Annotated in this window: 15 protein-coding genes; 3 read left to right on the top strand and 12 right to left on the bottom strand. The window is 59.9% G+C overall.

Going from position 1 to position 17,040, the window contains the following annotated elements; genetic code table 11:
• Positions 1-36: 36 nt before the first annotated feature.
• Together dctA and ACLEJR_RS11225 are read right to left on the bottom strand one after the other, a co-directional pair.
• The gene (gene dctA, locus ACLEJR_RS11220; RefSeq protein WP_440813920.1) at positions 37-1,362 is read right to left on the bottom strand and encodes a C4-dicarboxylate transporter DctA; all 1,326 of its coding nucleotides are present in this window, start codon (positions 1,360-1,362) and stop codon (positions 37-39) included.
• 40 nt (positions 1,363-1,402) lie between these two features.
• Entirely contained in the window at positions 1,403-2,485 is a 1,083-nt protein-coding gene (locus tag ACLEJR_RS11225; protein WP_440813922.1) for a 4-oxalomesaconate tautomerase, read from the bottom strand.
• Between the two features lie 168 nt (positions 2,486-2,653).
• Between ACLEJR_RS11225 and ACLEJR_RS11230 the strand changes: the two genes are divergently transcribed.
• Entirely contained in the window at positions 2,654-3,544 is an 891-nt protein-coding gene (locus ACLEJR_RS11230) for a LysR family transcriptional regulator (protein ID WP_024777250.1), read from the top strand.
• Between the two features lie 31 nt (positions 3,545-3,575).
• Here ACLEJR_RS11230 and ACLEJR_RS11235 read toward each other — a convergent pair whose 3' ends face one another.
• The 9 genes from ACLEJR_RS11235 to cynR all read right to left on the bottom strand — a co-directional run bounded on the left by ACLEJR_RS11235 (position 3,576) and on the right by cynR (position 14,027).
• On the bottom strand, positions 3,576-4,727 hold the full coding sequence (locus ACLEJR_RS11235) for a TIGR03364 family FAD-dependent oxidoreductase (RefSeq protein ID WP_440813923.1): 1,152 nt from the start codon (positions 4,725-4,727) through the stop codon (positions 3,576-3,578).
• 66 nt (positions 4,728-4,793) lie between these two features.
• Complete coding sequence (locus tag ACLEJR_RS11240) at positions 4,794-5,810, bottom strand: putative 2-aminoethylphosphonate ABC transporter substrate-binding protein (protein WP_440813924.1); 1,017 nt, start codon at positions 5,808-5,810, stop codon at positions 4,794-4,796.
• Positions 5,811-5,860: 50 nt separating this feature from the next.
• Positions 5,861-6,688: a phosphonoacetaldehyde hydrolase gene (phnX, locus tag ACLEJR_RS11245; RefSeq protein ID WP_440813926.1), complete on the bottom strand. Its 828-nt coding sequence runs from the start codon at positions 6,686-6,688 to the stop codon at positions 5,861-5,863.
• 17 nt (positions 6,689-6,705) lie between these two features.
• The gene (locus ACLEJR_RS11250) at positions 6,706-8,415 is read right to left on the bottom strand and encodes a putative 2-aminoethylphosphonate ABC transporter permease subunit (protein ID WP_440813928.1); all 1,710 of its coding nucleotides are present in this window, start codon (positions 8,413-8,415) and stop codon (positions 6,706-6,708) included.
• A complete protein-coding gene (locus ACLEJR_RS11255) occupies positions 8,415-9,455 on the bottom strand; it encodes a putative 2-aminoethylphosphonate ABC transporter ATP-binding protein (protein WP_440813930.1) in 1,041 nt (346 codons plus the stop codon). Before ACLEJR_RS11255 ends, ACLEJR_RS11250 begins: the two co-directional genes overlap by 1 nt.
• A gap of 119 nt (positions 9,456-9,574) precedes the next feature.
• Positions 9,575-10,438 (bottom strand): LysR family transcriptional regulator, encoded by an 864-nt coding sequence (locus ACLEJR_RS11260; RefSeq protein ID WP_440813932.1) that lies wholly within the window; start codon positions 10,436-10,438, stop codon positions 9,575-9,577.
• Between the two features lie 577 nt (positions 10,439-11,015).
• Positions 11,016-12,248, bottom strand: a complete 1,233-nt coding sequence (locus tag ACLEJR_RS11265) for an NADH:flavin oxidoreductase/NADH oxidase family protein (RefSeq protein ID WP_440813933.1) — start codon at positions 12,246-12,248, stop codon at positions 11,016-11,018.
• 135 nt (positions 12,249-12,383) lie between these two features.
• Positions 12,384-12,863, bottom strand: coding sequence for a MerR family transcriptional regulator (locus ACLEJR_RS11270; RefSeq protein ID WP_440813935.1), 480 nt, complete (start codon positions 12,861-12,863; stop codon positions 12,384-12,386).
• A gap of 276 nt (positions 12,864-13,139) precedes the next feature.
• Positions 13,140-14,027, bottom strand: coding sequence for a transcriptional regulator CynR (gene cynR, locus ACLEJR_RS11275; RefSeq protein WP_440813936.1), 888 nt, complete (start codon positions 14,025-14,027; stop codon positions 13,140-13,142).
• Between the two features lie 108 nt (positions 14,028-14,135).
• Here cynR and ACLEJR_RS11280 point away from each other — a divergent pair, with 108 nt between their 5' ends.
• Both ACLEJR_RS11280 and cynS read left to right on the top strand, forming a co-directional pair.
• The gene (locus ACLEJR_RS11280) at positions 14,136-14,795 is read left to right on the top strand and encodes a carbonic anhydrase (protein ID WP_440792051.1); all 660 of its coding nucleotides are present in this window, start codon (positions 14,136-14,138) and stop codon (positions 14,793-14,795) included.
• Between the two features lie 40 nt (positions 14,796-14,835).
• A complete protein-coding gene (cynS, locus tag ACLEJR_RS11285; RefSeq protein WP_440813939.1) occupies positions 14,836-15,306 on the top strand; it encodes a cyanase in 471 nt (156 codons plus the stop codon).
• A gap of 994 nt (positions 15,307-16,300) precedes the next feature.
• Here the strand turns inward: cynS and ACLEJR_RS11290 are convergent.
• Positions 16,301-16,777 carry a nuclear transport factor 2 family protein gene (locus ACLEJR_RS11290; RefSeq protein WP_024777265.1) on the bottom strand — a complete coding sequence of 159 codons (477 nt, stop codon included), beginning with the start codon at positions 16,775-16,777 and terminating at the stop codon, positions 16,301-16,303.
• Positions 16,778-17,040 lie beyond the last annotated feature (263 nt).

The following is a 17,040-nucleotide window of genomic DNA, read 5'->3' on the forward strand; positions in this document are numbered from 1 at the left end:
GGTGTAGCGCCGTGATATCGAGTTTGCCGTGACCGGCTAGAGATGTTTCGCGGCCTTGGCGTCGTCCCAGGCGTCATCTGTCGCCTGGGACACTGACGGGGAAGGCTTGCCGTCCAGGGTCTGCAACAGCACCTGGCGGTCGCAGGCGCTCTCCGAGATGGCGATCACCACGGTCGCCACCGCGTTGCTCGCCAGGCTCGTCAACGCCCGGGCTTCCGACATGAAACGGTCAATGCCGATTAACAGGGCCAGGCCGGCCAGGGGAATGTCGTGGATGACCGTCAGGGTCGAGGCCAGCGCGACGAACCCGCTGCCGGTCACCCCTGCCGCGCCTTTGGACGACAACAACATGATCGCCAGCATGGTGACGGTCTGGGTCAGCGTCAGCTCGATGTTGCAAGCCTGCGCGATGAAGATAGCCGCCAGCGACAGGTAGATCGCGGTGCCATCCAGGTTGAATGAGTAGCCGGTCGGCAGCACCAGCCCCACTACTCCTTTCTTGCAACCCAGGGCCTGGAGTTTTTCCAGCATTCGCGGCATCACCGGTTCGGTCGAAGACGTGCCCAGCACCACCAGGAACTCCTCGCGCAGGTAGCACAGCAGTTTCCATAAGCTGAAGCCATGGGCCCGGCAGATACCGCCCAGAACCGCGAAGACGAAGAAAGCACAAGCGATGTACAAGGTCATGATCAGCTTGGCCAGGCTCCCCAGCGACGTGATGCCGTACTGCCCGACGGTGAACGCCAGGGCGCCGAATGCGCCAATCGGGGCAAAACGCATCAGGTAGGAGAAGATCTTGAACACCATGTGCGACGCCGATTCCAGTACGTCCAGTACCGGTTTGCCCCGCTCACCCAACGAAGACAGGGCGAAGCCGCAAAGCACCGCGATAAACAGGACCGGCAGTACCTCGCCTTTATTGAAGGCGCCGATAAAGGTGTCGGGAATGATGTGCATGAAGAAGTCGACCACCCCCAGCTTCGCCGCCGAGTCGGTGTACTGCGCCAGGCCCTGGGTGCTCAGATGGGTCGGGTCGATATTCATCCCGGCCCCGGGCTTGAACACATAGACCGCCACGAGGCCGATGATCAGGCTGACCACGGTCAAGCCCAGGAACAGCAGCATCGTCTTGCTCAACAAGCGCCCCAGCGAGCGCTTGTCGCTCATGCCGGCGATGCCGGTGACGATGGTGCAGAACACCACCGGCGCGATCATCATCTTGATCAGCTTGATGAAGGCGTCGCCCAGCGGCTTTAAGGCAATCGCCTGTTGCGACCAGAAGTGCCCGACCACCACGCCCAGCAGCACGGCGCAGATGATCTGGAAGTAGAGCGATTTAACAACTTTCATGGCATCACCCATTTTTAGAATTGTTCTGATGCTAACGACAACGACAGCCTGACTAACCGGCCAGTCGTTGGGAACCCTTGGCGTAGACGAAACCCGAGAACAGTCGGCGCGCGGTACGCACCACCGAGGCGCGGATGGTCTCACCCTTTTCCCCGGCATAGGACAAAACAACGTCGATACCGCCGCTCGGATGCTCGATGCGGACCCGCTGCAAGCGGGGCTCGCTGACGCCGCCGATCAATCCGGCGGCCACACTGCCTGCGGTCACACACGCGGTGGCAAGCCCGATCGAGCCGGTAATCGCCAGCGCCCGATGGCAGTTGTGCGGCATGAAGTAGCGCACCTGGAGCGTTCCGCCAGATTTTGCCGGCGACACCAGCACCGGCTTGGGAATCACCTTGTCGCTGACATCGCCCAGGCCCATGGCCAGCCCGGCTTTGAGCCGCAGGGACTCCAGGCGTTGCAGAAAGGCTTTATCGGCATCCAGCTCGGCGGGGCTTTCGTCGCCGCGCTTGCCGAGCTGACTCGCTTCGACGATGACCATGGGCATGGCCATGTCGATGCAGGTCACCACAATGCCGTCGATGACGTCCTGCGATTGACCAGTGGGAAACAGTTTGCCCGTCTTGCTGCCTGCCGCATCCAGGAACGTCAGTTCTACCGGCGCGGCAGTGCCCGGTACGCCATCGATGGCGGTGTCACCCTCATAGCTGACCTTGCCGCCCGGAGTTTGCACTTGGGACACGACAAATGTGCCGGTATTGAGGTTGCGAATGCGTACCGGGGTACGGTCACCGGTCGCCTTGACCAGCCCCTGCTCGATGGCGAACGGGCCGACGGCGCAGAGCATGTTGCCGCAGTTGGGCGCGGTGTCGACCCGACGTTGGGAGACCATGACCTGGACGAACAGGTAATCGACATCCGCCTCGGGGTGCAACGATGGGCTGACGATTGCCACTTTGCTGGTTTGCGGGCTGCCGCCGCCGATACCGTCGATCTCCAGCTCGTGGCCAGATCCCATCAGGTCGAGCAACAGCTCGTCACGTTCCACGATGGCGGCCGGCAGGTCCCAAGCGAGAAACACTGGCCCTTTGGAGGTACCGCCGCGCATGAGCACACAAGGAATTCGTTGCATGAACACTAACTCTTGTTAATCAATCTGGATAATTGATGTTCTGGAGGCAAGAGTGGCAGGCTTTGAAAAGTGTTTCCAATGCAAAGATCGGAGACTTTATTGCGTTTCACGAATCAATCCCCGTAGGATGATCACCACGATGTATCGCATTGCTTATGGGGATCCGGCATGGAATATGAGCTTCAGGACATACGATCTTTCGTCAAAATCGCCGAACTTGGCAGTTTCCATGAGGCTGCCGATGCGCTCCACCTGTCTCAGCCGGCGCTAAGCCGACGCATGAAGAAGCTGGAGGAAGGTCTGGGGACTGCCTTGCTCGATCGCACGACGCGCAAGGTCAGCCTGACCAGCGTCGGACGCGACTTTCTGCCCAAGGCACGACGCCTGCTGGACGACTTCGATGATTCGATCCTCAACATTCGCGAGCTGGCGGAACGGCAGATCGGCCGGGTGACCCTGGCGTGCATCCCCACCGCAGCGTTCTATTTCCTGCCGTCGGTAATCCGCTTGTACAACGAGCGCTATCCGAAAATCCGCATCCGCCTGCTCGACCTCAGCGCCAACGAAGGACTTGAGGCGGTGCTGCGCGGCGAAGCCGACTTTGGCATCAACATGATGAGCGGCCAGCACCCGGACATCGAATTCGTGCCCCTGGTCAACGAACCCTTTGTCCTGGCTTGCCGCCGCGATCACGAATTGGCTGGGCGCAGCGCCGTCACCTGGTCGGAACTCAGCGACTATCGCCTGATCGGGGTGGGTCGCCTGAGCGGCAATCGCATGCTGCTCGATCATGCTTTGTCGGGCCTGAGCTGGCGTCCGCAATGGTTTTACGAGGTCCAGCACCTGTCTACGTCACTGGGACTGGTGGAGGCAGGCCTCGGGGTATCGGCAATGCCCAGCCTGGCGATGCCCGCCGGGGACCATCCGACGCTGGTCAGCGTGCCGCTGATCGAACCGGTGGTCAACCGATCGCTGGGACTGGTCTATCGACGAGGCGCGTCCCTGTCACCCGCCGCCGAGAAGTTTGTCTCGATCCTGCTTGAGCAGTGGCCGCAGTAAGACAGGGCTCGACCAGGGACAATCTTCAAACTCAACGCATCGTGGGCCACTCGCCTTCACCCAGCAGCGCCGCAACGGTTCGCTCGCCAAGGCCGAGCCCCACGCTCATGCCCAGCCCGGTGTGCATCAGCACCGCCGTCACGCCTTCGGCAGCTGGCAACACGCTGAACGGGGCCGGGCCGCGCGCACCGTAGACGCCCTGCCAGCGCTCCACCAGCTGCAGGCGCCCGCCCAGGGTGTGCTCCGCGAGACCAATGAGCAGCTCATCGACGTCCTCCCCGTTGAACGGTCCGGCGTCGACCCCGTAGTCGTGAGAGTCACCGATGATCAGGTCGCCGTACGGCGTGGGACTGATCAGCAGATGGATGCCGTGCTCTTCCAGTTGCGGGTAATCACGGCGTATCTCCAAATTGATCGCGTCGGCCTCCGGCAGGTCGCTGAAGGCGCCGTAGTGCACGCAACTCAACCCCGTGAGCACCGCGTGTTGCAGATCCAGGGGCTGCACCAGGCGGGCCCGCAGCATCTGTAAGCGACACACGGACGGCTTCAGCCCGGCCATCTGCTCGGCCAGTAAAGTCTGATAGTCGTGACCGGAGCAAACGATGATGTGGCGCGCCGAAAAGCGTCCGGCTGTGGTGATGGCCCTACCGGGCTCGACGTCCCGGACCAACGTCGAAAAATGGAACTCGACACCCTGCCCAGCCAAGTAATCGATGATCTGCGGCAATGCTTCTCGGGAGAACAATTGCTGGTCGTCTAGACCGTGCAAGGCGCCACGATGGTGGGCGAAGCGACCTTCATAGAGGTTGTCGAGGGCCGCACCGCGCAGCAGTTCGGTGCGGTAGCCAAGCGACTGGGCACGGCCCACGCAGAACGCCTCCAGCAGGGCCTCTTCGGCCTCGGTGCGGGCGAACACCAGCGAGCCCTGCTTCTTGATCGCCAATCCGGCGGCCACGCCCAGCTCCGCCCACAGTCCATGGGACTGACGCGCGAGGTCGAGCATTGGCCCGGGGGCCTGCCCTGTCACCAGGGCCTGGCCAAAGTTGCGAATGGAAGCACCCAACGGCGTGTGGCTGCGTTCGAATACGCGAACCTTGAGGCCGCGACGAACACCGGCCCAGGCATGGGCAAGCCCCAGGATCCCGGCACCTACGATCAGCAGGTCACAGTCGTGCTGACTCATGCAAAACTCCTCGATAAGGGGAAATGGCCGCCAGGGCGGCCAGCGAATTGAGATGGCGCGCGCGGGTTACTGACTGACCGGCTCGGACTTGCCGTCATAGCGCTTGCGCCATTCGGCGAGAATCCGGTCGCGGTTCTCCGAGACCCAGTTGAAGTTGTTCTTGATCAGGCGCTGTTCGTAGTCGGCCGGCAGCTCCTGGAAACGCTCCGCGATGCCTGGCCGAGCCAGTACGGCGAAGTTGGCCTTGTACAACTCCATGGCTTCGCGGCTGGCAGCAAAATCCGCAAGCTTCTTGGCGGCGTCCAGGTGTTGGGTACTCTTGACGATCGCGCTCGCCTCAATTTCCCAGCCCAAGCCTTCCTTGGGCAGCACGATGTCCAGCGGCGCGCCCTTGCGCTTGAGTTGAATCGCCGGGTATTCGAAGGAGATGCCGATGGGAAACTCCCCGGCGGCGGCCTGCTTGCAAGGTTTGGAGCCGGAATGGGTGTATTGGCCGATGTTCTGGTGCAGCTTGTCCATGTAGGCCCATCCGCCGTCTTCACCGAACGTTTGCAGCCAGGCACTGACGTCCAGGTAACCGGTTCCCGAAGACGCCGGGTTGGGCATCACAATCTTGCCCTTGTAGACCGGATCGGCGAGGTCTTCCCACTTGGTTGGCTTCGGCAAGCCTTGTTTCTCGGCTTCGATGGTGTTGAAGCAGATGCTGGCGGCCCATACGTCCATGCCGACCCAGGACGGTGGATTGTCGCTGTCACGGTAATGCGCGCCTACCGTGTCCAGGTTGGCCGGGGCGTAGGCTTCGAGCATGCCCTGCCGTTTGAGGATGGCCAGGCTGGAACCCGCCAGCCCCCAGACAACATCAGCCTGCGGACGATCCTTCTCGGCCAGCAGCTTGGCGGTGACGATCCCGGTGGAGTCGCGCACCCATTTGATGCGGATATCGGGATGCTGCTTTTCGAATGCTTGCTGGTATGGCTTGAGTTGCTCGACTTCCAGTGCGCTGTAGACGGTCAGCTCAGTGGCGGCCTGGGCCTGCAGGGCGGTGGCGAGCAGGCCTGTGACAAGGGCGATGCGCTTGAACATGGTGGGTTTCCTGTTGGCGAAGAATGGGCGGACGAATAGGAACAACGGACTCAGCAGCCTTGCGGGCTTTCGCCCCGTTTCAGGCGTGCATTGATGGCGTCGATAACCGGAGGCAGGTCGGCCAGGGTGTCGATCAGGTAATGGGGTCGGCTGTCGGCGAACAGCGCATCGATGCGTTGACGCTCGGCCTCCAGCCGCAGGGTGGGCAGCGCCTGGTATTGCTCCCAGGTGAGGCCCAGGAAATTGCCCGAGAAACGCAACGCCACCGTCCACATGCCAGCGCCGCGCCCTTCGAGAATCCCGGGCTCGGTGTCATCGACCTTGACGCAGGCGGCCACGTCGTCGAGCCCCAGGGCAATGACGTTGGCCAGGGCCTGGGCTGGGCCCGGACGGCCCTTGGGCACTTCATCGGTGGCAACGACGTAGTCCGGCCGATAGCCGGCCGCCGCTGCCAGTGCCACCACCTGCTGCATGACAATCTTCGGGTAGCCCGAGCAACTGCCTATCTTCAGACCACGCTCGCGCAGGTTTGCCACCGTGTCCAAGGCACTGGGAATCAACGCCGAGTGCTCACCGACCTTGGCGATCTGCAGCGGCATGAAACGCTCGTAGAGGGCGGTCACGTCGGCATCGCTCGGCAGGTGCCCGAAGCGCCTCCGGAAGCGCTCGGCAATCGCCGGTTGATCGCACAGGGTGCGAATGTGATCCCACTTACCCATGCCCATGGGGCCGCGGGCTTCGGCCAGACTGATCTGGATGTCGAACTCGGCGAACGCCTCGACGAAAATCCGTGTCGGCGCGAAGGACCCGAAGTCGACCACGGTTCCCGCCCAGTCAAGAATGACGGCTTGCAGATGGTCAGGGTGTTGGTAGCGCATGGCAGTACTCCGCGAAATCAAAGGCCAGGCGCCGCACGCCAGGCCTGGGAGCGCCGCAACAAGCCGCGCGAAGCCCAGGCCAGCAGGAGCGATACGCTGGCGGAGGTGAGAAGAATGAGGGTCGACATGGCGGCGGCACCGCCGACGTTGCCGGCATCGTCCATGTTCAGCACGGCGACGGACGCCACCATGCTGTCCGGGCTATAGAGGAAGATCACCGCCGAGACGGTGGTCATCGCCGAGACAAACAGATAGCGAACGATGTCCAGCAGCGCCGGCAGACAGATCGGCACGGTCACCCGAAGGAAATGGCGCAGCAGAGGCACCTTCAACGACAGTGCGGCGGCTTCGAATTCTCCATCGAGCTGGCGCAGCGCAGTCGCGGCCGTCATCTGCGCGGTGGTCAGGAAATGCGCCACGGTGCACACCACCAGCAACGCCAGGCTGCCGTAGAGCCCATGCAGCGGATTGGCCGGCAGGTTGAAGAAAAATACGTAACCCAACCCGAGCACCAGGCCAGGCACGGCCATGGGAATGAAGCAAAGCAGGCGCAGCACCTGTGTCAGCGGGTTTTGCCGGAGCTTTTCGAGGAGGTAACTGCCGGTGAAAATCAGCACGCTGCCGAACACCGCTGTAGCTGAGGCCAGCAACAGGCTGTTGCGATAGGCAAGCCAACCGCCGGGCAGATCGGAGAACACGTAGTTGTGTAGCGACAGCGACAGGTCGTACGGCCAGAACTTCACCAGCGACGAGTACACCGCCATGCCGAACACGCCGAGCAGGACCGCGCACACCAGCACGACCAGCAGCAAAAAGACGGTGTCGCGCCCACGCTTGGGCTGCGGTTGATAGACCTGGGCACGCCCCCCCATGGCGTCGCGTTGGTGACGACGCAACCAGCAGTCGACGGCGAAACTCAACAGCGCCGGCAGGAGCAGGAACAACCCTATCAGGGCACCACGGCCGAATTGTTGTTGACCGAGCACCGCCTTGTAGGCTTCCAGTGCCAGCACCTGATAATCGCCACCGACCACCACGGGCACGCCGAAGTCAGTGATGCACAGGGTGAACACCAGGCAGCCGGCGGCGAATACGCCCTGTCGGCTGCCAGGCCAGGTGATGCTGCGAAAGGCACGCCACGGCGAGGCCCCCATGCTCGAAGCCGCGTCGAACAGACGAGCATCGGCCAGACCCAAGGCGCTGAGCAGCACCATCAGGGCATGGGGAAAGGTGTAGATGACCTGGCCCAGCACGATGCCCCAGAAACCGTAGATACTGGATGGCATCCAGTCCCGCAGCATGCCCTGGTTACCAAACAGGTAGATCAACGCGATTCCCGGCAGCATCGAAGGCGCCAGCAACGGCAGCAATGACAGGCCGCGCCACAACCCCTTCCCCGGCAAACAAGTGCGCAATAAGCCGTAGGCAAAACCATAGGCCAGAGGCAGCACGATCATCACGACGGCCAGGGCGCTGCTCAGGCTGTTGCCGAGCAGCCAGCGAAAGTTGGCACTGCGAAATAGCTGCGCCGCCGCTGTAAGACCGCCCCCCTGCCCCGGATCACCCGCCAGTCCTCGCCAGAGCATGGCCAGCAGCGGCAACAACACCGCCAGCACCAGCAGGACCAACATGAGCCAGTGCCCACCCAACACTAACACCCGGTCGGCCAGGTCCGTCGAGCGCCGGGGGGACTTCACTGCGCGTCCCATCGTCACGATCCGTTCCATCAGGCGAACACCTGCAGGCTACGCGGCGGCAAAGCCACCCGTATCTGATCACCGTGCAACGGCGGCAACGTTTCGGGGGGCATTTCAGCCAACAGGGTGTGGCCGGGCAGATTGTCCAATTCGAAGCTCAGGCGGCAGCGATTGCCGAGAAAGGTGAGTTCGCGCATACGCGCTGGGAACAGGTTGTCCTGCTCGAGTTCGGGGTTGACCACTATCGCCTCGGGGCGACAGAACAGGCGTCCGCCCGCCCGTTGCCCGGTGTCCGCCAGGCGCATGCTCAGCCGCCCGACACGCGCATGGTTACCCTCACGTTCAAAAGGCAACCAATTGCCCTGACCGACGAACTCGGCGACAAAAGGCGTTGCCGGTGCGTTGTAGATGGTCTGTGGCGTGGCGTACTGCTCGATTTTCCCCTGATTCATCACCGCGATACGGTCGGCCATCAGCATGGCTTCTTCCTGGTTGTGCGTGACCATCAGGGTGGTGATGCCCAACTGGCGCTGCAGGCTTCGCAGCTCGCCGCACAGGTGCTCGCGGACCTGGGCATCAAGGGCCGACATCGGCTCATCGAGCAGCAACAGCGAGGGGCCCGGCGCCAATGCACGCGCCAACGCCACGCGTTGCTGTTGCCCGCCCGAGAGCTGCGCCGGGTATTTGTGCCCACTGTCAGTGAGGCTGACCAGCTCGAGCATCTCTTCGACCCGTCGACGCACCTCGTCGCGCCCGCGACCAGACAGGCCATAGGCGACGTTCTGGGTCACCGTCAGGTTGGGAAACAACGCATAGGATTGGAACAGGATGCCGTAGTCACGCGCCTGCGGCGGCAGCGTGGAAACATCTCGCGCGGCAAAGTACAGACTGCCTCGCTCCTGACGCTCCAGGCCGGCAATACAGCGCAGCAGTGTGGTCTTGCCGCAGCCGGACGGCCCGAGCAGGCAGACCAGCTCGCCAGCGTTGACCTCCAGCGATACGCCGTCCAGCGCCTTGAAAGTGCCGAAGCCTTTGTGAATGTCGCGCAGTTGCAAGTCGACGGTAGCCATGCCAGGAATCTCGTTTGGAATCGAACGAGGGTCATCTTGAGTCCGGCTTGCGAAGGCTTTATGGCAGTTGGGCAAAAGCTGCCGATAGTGGTATCAGCATTTTTTATGACACGCGCGAATCAAGTCTCGGCGGATTCGCGGGCGATGGCCAGGAAGGCCGCCGGCAGACGTGCTTGACGACGTTCTTTCAGGCAATAGAGGTACTCTGGAATCAGGGGGGCGTCGTCCAGGGCGATGACGCGCAACTCCTGATTGCCCGGAACCTCATGACGGGCGATGACGCTGATGCCGATATTGCGCAACACCGCCTCGCGTATCGACTCGCGGCTGCCAATCTCCAACAGCGGTCCCAACGCCACGCCGGCCTTGCGCAGCATCTGCTCGGTGAGCTGGCGTGTGGTCGACCCCATTTCGCGCATCAACAGGCAGTGTCCGGCCAGCGCAGAAGGCGGCAACCGGGTGTGATTGGCCAGCGGATGACTGCGGTGTACGGCCAGCACCAGAGGGTCCTCGCCAAGCAGCAAACGGGTGAAGCGCGCATCCTCTTCCAGCTGCGAGGAAGCGGCCACATCCACTCGATACTCCTCCAACGCCTCGATCACCTGCAATGAATTGCCGATGTCCAACGTCACCTGGACCTGCGGCAGGCGCTCACGAAAACGCCTGACCAGATCGAGCATGTAATAAGGAGCGGTCGCGGCGATGCGCAAGGTGCCTTGCAACTGGCCGCAATTGTGCAGGTAGAACTCGATATCCGCTTCCTGCTGCAGCAACGCCTGCACCATCGGCAACAGACGTGCGCCATCCTCGCTCAAGGTAAACCGCCGACCGCCCCGGTAGAACAGCTCGACACCATACTGCGCCTCCAGATTGCGGATCTGGGTAGTGACAGTGGGCTGGCTGAGGCCGAGCTTCTTCGCCGCATGGGTAATGCTGCCCAGGCGTGCGACCATATAAAAGGACTTGAGCTCGGCAGACAGCATCGCGTTAAAAGCTCCTGGGCCAGGAAGCCATTTGGCTACTTGATTGACGGAGGCGAATGGTAGGCTGCGAGCGTAGCAAAGGCCACTTGAGTTTATCTTCGGTGGCGATTGCGTGGCGGCTGCCGAGTCAGACTCCTTTTCGGCAGCAGCTGCCCTTTTAGGTGTAACCCCCGCAATTGATTGCTAAACAGGTCAGTAATCTGGAAGCTGAGCTAGGCCTCAAATTGATCACCCGAACCACTCGCCGTTAAAACTTGACCGCCGTGGGCTAGGAGTATTACTCGCGCTGCAAGGTCATCTTGAACGACGTGCAAGCTGCCGACGATCTGGCAGTGGCTGCGAATTCAATGCCGCGTGGAAAAATCAGGATCAGCGCACCTTATAACTACGGTTCTTATCGGCTGACCCCGTTTCTCACCAATACTTGACCCGTTACCCTGAAACCGAAATCGAATTGGCTGCCTATCGTGAGGACCAGCAAGCGGTCAGAAGTGAACATTCCGCCAACGGTTGAGGTTGAGGGTGGGTTGAAAAAGTGGGGTACATCCATCGCTCTCAGAGTTGAACAGGTACCGAATCACATCGAACCCTTCTCTACCCAACGCCGGTATTGCCGCGTGCGAAACGCCATGGCGACCTGCTGCAGAATCAGCGCACGCAATGGCGAGACACGTGGATCAGGCTGTTTCGCCCGACTGAGCTTACCCAACTGATACTTCACCACCGCCATGTTCGCCAAGGCGGCGATGGCCTTGTTTTTCCAAGTGATCGGCGGCAATTGCGGGGCATTGTCCTTGCCCAGCAGCCAGTCACGCGGCAGGTATGGATCGATGGCCAATGCCGTGCCGATACCGACCATGTCCACACCGCTCTGCACGACACCTTCAGCCACCGGGCGACGACGAATACCGCCGGTGACCATCACCGGCATCTTCGCGACGGTCCGGATGTCTCGGGCGAATTCGACAAAATAAGCCTCGCGGGCCAAGGTGCGACCATCGCGCGCCTCCCCCTGCATGGCGGGCACTTCGTAACTGCCGCCGGACAATTCCACCAGGTCCACATCCAGCTCGTTGAGCAGTTCAACGACCTTTTTCGCGTCATCGGCGGTGAATCCTCCGCGCTGGAAATCGGCGGAATTGAGTTTGACCGCCACCGCGAACTGCGCCGAAACCACCGCCCTGACGGCCTTGACGATTTCGAGCAACAGGCGCGCACGGTTTTCCAGGGAGCCGCCCCACTCGTCCGTTCGTTGATTGGTCAAGGGCGAAAGGAACTGGCTCAACAGATAGCCATGGGCAGCGTGGATTTCCACGCCGGTAAACCCGGCTTGTTCGCCCAGGCGTGCGGTGTTCGCAAAGCGCTGGATAACGTCCTCGATCACACTGGCAGTCATGGCATGGGGCGTGGCGAAGCGCTTCGAGAGTTTGCCCAGATCCAGCGCCACGGCTGAGGGAGCCCAGGTCTTCTGCCCAAGATTGGACTGCATCTGCCGACCCGGGTGATTGATCTGCAACCAGAACTGCGCGCCGCCGGCTCGGCCAATCCGCGCCCAGCGCTGGAACTTGTCCAGTTGCCGATCATCCTGCAAGACCACACCCCCCGGCCCCGTCATCGCACGGCCGTCGACCATCACGTTGCCGGTAATGATCAACCCTGCGCCGCCGTCAGCCCACGCTTGATAGAGACGCATCAGTGCGTCGGAGGGCGCCTGCTCGGCATCCGCCATGTTTTCTTCCATGGCGGCCTTGGCGATTCGGTTCTTGATGGTCGAACCGTTGGGAAGCGTCAGGGTGTCGAATAGATTCATGGAGCGGTCCTCAGCTGGAAATGAGGCCACCTTAAGATTGAAGTCAGCTTGAAGGTCAATAGCTTTTCAACGCCCAAGATGCTGGGCGACGGCAATTCGTCGAACAGCGGTGAACACTGAACAACGTTTATGCCGTCAGGCCCCAGAAGCCCGACGGGAGGCTCCTTTCCCGCCCGCCCCCACCGCACGCTTGCCTGAAGTTGCAGCCATGCCTTCTTCGCGCAGACGATTGATCAGCATTTGCGCGTTGTCTGCACAGGCCATGCCCTCTGGCTTGCCCTCGATGCCCTTGATGACCGACAGAAGTTGCTCCTTGTTCCGCGCCAACCTTTGCTGCAAGGCTTCAATTTCCCCGACCTTTTGCTTGAGTCCACTGAGTAAGTCATCCTGATGCCAGCCGCTGTCGTCCATCGGCATCAATAGGCGTATTTCTTCCAACGAGAAACCTGCCGCCTGCGCGCCGGTGATGATTTCCAGCATCCATGCGGTGTCGGGGGCATAATCGCGATAACCGTTGGCTTTGCGCTCAACCGGTTTGATCAAGCCGCTCGCCTCGTAGAAGCGGATGCGTGACGGCGCCAAACCGCTGATTTTTGCCAGCTCACCAATTCTCATATCCCCTCCCAGAGAGTCTGTTGACCTTAACGTTGAATTTTGCAGGTTTATCGCTGGATCAAACAGGCCTCCAGCCCGACTGGCTCGGATAGAACGCCAGCTGATTATCATGCTGACCGATGCATGCGAAGCAGCAAAGGGGGAAAATCCAAGGCTTCACTTGGTTCACCCACACCGCTGACGCGAACACGTTGGCTAAACGCTGAAGGTGACCTGAGTGTTCGAAACCCTCGCTGACGTACAGGTGGCACAAGTTGAGACCGACGGGCGCAGGTATTACACGTTTAGTTCAAGGGATACTTCTTTAGCCACCTCGATGAAAACTCGCATCGCTGCGCTCTGAAAGGCATCTTTGCGCCGCATCAGGACGGCGGTGCGCTGCAAACGCTCGGGTTCCAGTGCGATGGCTACCAGATCATCATGGGCCAACGCGACTTTGGCCGGCAATAAAGTCGATAGATTGGTCCTACGAACAATTTCGATCACCGCACCGAGGGCATTGGCCTCCATCCGCACCTGAGGACGAATCGCGTGTTTGCGGCAGTAGCGGTCGATCTGTTCGCGGGTGGCAAACTCCGGGCTGAGCAGAATCAGGGATTCGGCATTCAGACCCTGCAATCCAATGGACCGCTCCTCGGCCAAGCGGTGTCTGCGACTCACCACTAAAGCGAGGGTTTCGTTCAGCAACGGGATGGCCTCAATATTCGGTGTGCTTATTTCATCGAACGCGATCCCCGCGTCCAATTCTCCTGCCAAAAGCAGCTCCTCAATGCGCTCTTGGGAAATCTCCTTCAGGTTGAGCGTGATCTTGGGATACCGAGAGTGAAATGCTTCGATCACCGGCCCTACCAGATAAGTCGTGAACGTTGGCGTCACGGCCAGGCGCAATGAGCCGCGGGTGAGGTCGCTCACATCGTGGATGGCGCTTCTAGCATCTCGCAATTGCTGATAAGCACGGCGTGCATACAAAAGATAGACGTCTCCCGCGTCAGTCAAACGAGTTGTGCGCCCTGAACGGTCGAACAGCTGGGCTCCAAGACTTTCTTCCAACTGTTTCACCTGCTGCGAAAGGGCTGGCTGAGACACGTGCAGCGCCGCTGCGGCCTTCGTGAAGCTGAGATGTTCCGCAACCGCGAGGAAGTACTGGATGTGGCGAGCAAGCATGATTTAACCCATAAGATAATCTGATCAATAGCATAATAAATCAGACTTTTACCTTATGTAATGCGTTGCTTAATCTTTGTCTCACACCCAGACATCGAGACAGCAACCATGAAAGCGATCATCGACGGTTTTCTGAAATTCCAGAAAGACGCCTTCCCTGAGCGGATCAAACTGTTCAAGAACCTGGCTAATCAGCAGAGCCCAAGGGCGTTGTTCATCTCTTGCTCAGATAGCCGATTGGTGCCTGAACTGGTCACCCAGCGCGAGCCAGGGGATCTGTTTGTAATCCGCAACGCCGGCAACATCGTGCCGTCGTATGGCCCGGAACCCGGGGGCGTTTCGGCCTCTGTTGAATACGCAGTCGCCGCACTCCAGGTCGCAGACATCGTCATCTGCGGTCACTCCGACTGCGGCGCGATGACCGCCATAGCAACGTGCAAGTGCCTGGATCACATGCCTGCCGTTGCCGGATGGCTCCGTTACGCCGACTCGGCCAAGGTCGTCAACGAAGCCCGCAAACACCCGGATCTGCCGAGCAAAGTTACGTCCATGGTGCGCGAAAACGTCATCGCGCAACTGGCCAATCTCCAGACACACCCATCCGTTCGCCTGGCTCTCGAAGAAGGCCGCGTCACCCTGCACGGTTGGATTTATGACATCGAGAGCGGGCGTATCGACGCCTTCGATGGCAGTACCGGGACCTTCGTGTCCCTCGCAGAGAACCCCGAAGTCCACGCCGTTTCCCAGCAAGCCAGGCACGTTGCCTGAAACCTGTACCTGCAACCCTTACCAACCCAGGAGATTCGCCATGATCCAGACTCAAGCCACCCGCACCGCTCGCCAGGAACTGACCGAAACCATCATCTTGACCAAGGCTCGCAAGGACCTGTCCTTCGCCGAGATCGTTGATGGCACCGGCCTGTCCGAAGCCTTCGTCACTGCTGCCCTGCTCGGCCAGCATCCACTGCCTTCCAGCGCCGCCCAGGTCGTGGGTAAGAAACTCGACCTTGATGCTGATCAGGTCGCTTTGCTGCAATCGATGCCAGTTCGCGGCAGTTTTTTTGACGGCGTACCGTCCGACCCGACCCTCTACCGTTTCTACGAGATGATGTCGGTATACGGCACCACCCTCAAAGCGCTGGTTCACGAGAAGTTCGGCGACGGCATCATCAGTGCCATCAACTTCAAGCTGGACATCAAGAAAGTCGAAGATCCGGAGGGTGGCCATCGCGCTGTGATCACCCTGGACGGCAAGTATCTGCCTACCAAGCCTTTCTGATGTAAGACAGCCCGGCGTCTGACGGCGACCGGGCTACACCCCGCCCCTTTATTACGACTGAGCACCGCTTAAGTGCTTTGGCCTTCTCACGCCCTCATTACAGGTGATCACTATGAAACTGTTACTCGTTTTATTCCTAGGCAGCCTTGGCGCTGTCGCTATGGCTGATGAGCTGGATACACAGACTGCGCACATTACGGTCGAGCCCTATCGTTACTCTCAACATCTGGACATCGCCCACGTTGTGTCGATTACTCAGATACCAGATGTCTGGGCTGTACCAATTGACTCCTCTCCCGTCCGCACATCTGGCGCTCGATCGCTCGGCGCCAGGGACGGGGGCTCAAACACCCGCCGTCCCCTGACCCTTTTTGAAAAATCACCCTTCTCTATTTGCGCCCCTACAGCGCGCTTCCCGCCACTACTGCGGCACTAATTGCACGGAAGTGCATTTACTCAGGCCGTATCCAAAACCAGGAATTGCCAGCGGCTGACTGCCAAAAATCTTCATCGCGAGTTCCCGCCTGCGACACGGAGCAACGAGAGCACATCATCCAACGTTGCACTTCTGTCACTCTCACCTCGGCTTAAACGCAAAGTCAGAAGCCAGACCCTTACCTTGAATCCTCTATTCAGGCCAGCGTGCCCTGCTGTCATGCCTGCTTGAGTCGGCAGCCCTCAGACCCTTCATGAATCCTTTGCAGCCTCATGCGTGGATCTGGTGAAGCAAATATCAAATATTGTCAGAGAACTTCAGTAATAGACTCATGACTGGAAAAGCTGTGACCGCCAGACCTTTCGCGAAGCAGACAGTGAGGATCGTTGGCAGGTGGAAGAGCCGGATAAGACCGGCCAAGAGTTGGAGGATAAAACTTTGGAGGGATTGCGTGCGGTTACGGGTCAGGAGGACTTTTGATAAAGGAACTATTTATAGCGCCAGGCTCAAAAAAAAGACCTGAGCCTTTCAACGAAAGGCTCAGGTCGGTAGAGATATTTACAGACCGAGGTCAGACAGGCTTGGATGATCATCCGGGCGACGTCCCAGCGGCCAATGGAACTTGCGTTCGCTCTCCTTGATGGGCATGTCGTTCACGCAGGCGAAGCGACGGTGCATCAGGCCATCCGCTTCGAATTCCCAGTTTTCGTTACCGTAAGAGCGGAACCAGTTACCTGAATCATCATGCCACTCGTATGCGTAACGAACAGCGATGCGGTTGTCGGTAAAGGCCCAGAGCTCTTTGATCAGGCGATAATCAAGCTCTTTTTTCCATTTGCGAGTCAGGAAACCTTTGGCTTCTTCGCGATTGGTAGCAAATTCCGCTCGGTTACGCCATTTGGTGTCCAGCGTATAGGCAAGCGATACTTTTTCAGGATCGCGGCTGTTCCAGCCATCTTCAGCGAGTCGGACTTTCTCGATCGCCGTTTCACGAGTGAAAGGAGGAAGTGGCGGACGAGTTTGTGCATTGGACATGGTGATGCCTCCAGGACTATTAGATGTTACGGGTAATTTAACTTTCGGAACCCAGCAAACCAGTACGACTTTCTTTTAGCAATCAGCTGGCAATTGCGCGACTTATTTTGCGTCGCACTGTAGTTACCCATCGCGCGCGCCATGATTATTGTGCTTTTGATTAGTATCAGCAGTGGATCACCAAGACAACTGGACATTCCTGCTCGATCCATGGAGCCAATGTAGAACGATCGTTCTCCTCGGTCAAGCCTCGCTTGGAATTT

Origin of the sequence: Pseudomonas sp. SMN5 (genome assembly GCF_052041925.1) — a bacterium.
In the GTDB taxonomy this organism is placed as follows: Bacteria; Pseudomonadota; Gammaproteobacteria; order Pseudomonadales; family Pseudomonadaceae; genus Aquipseudomonas.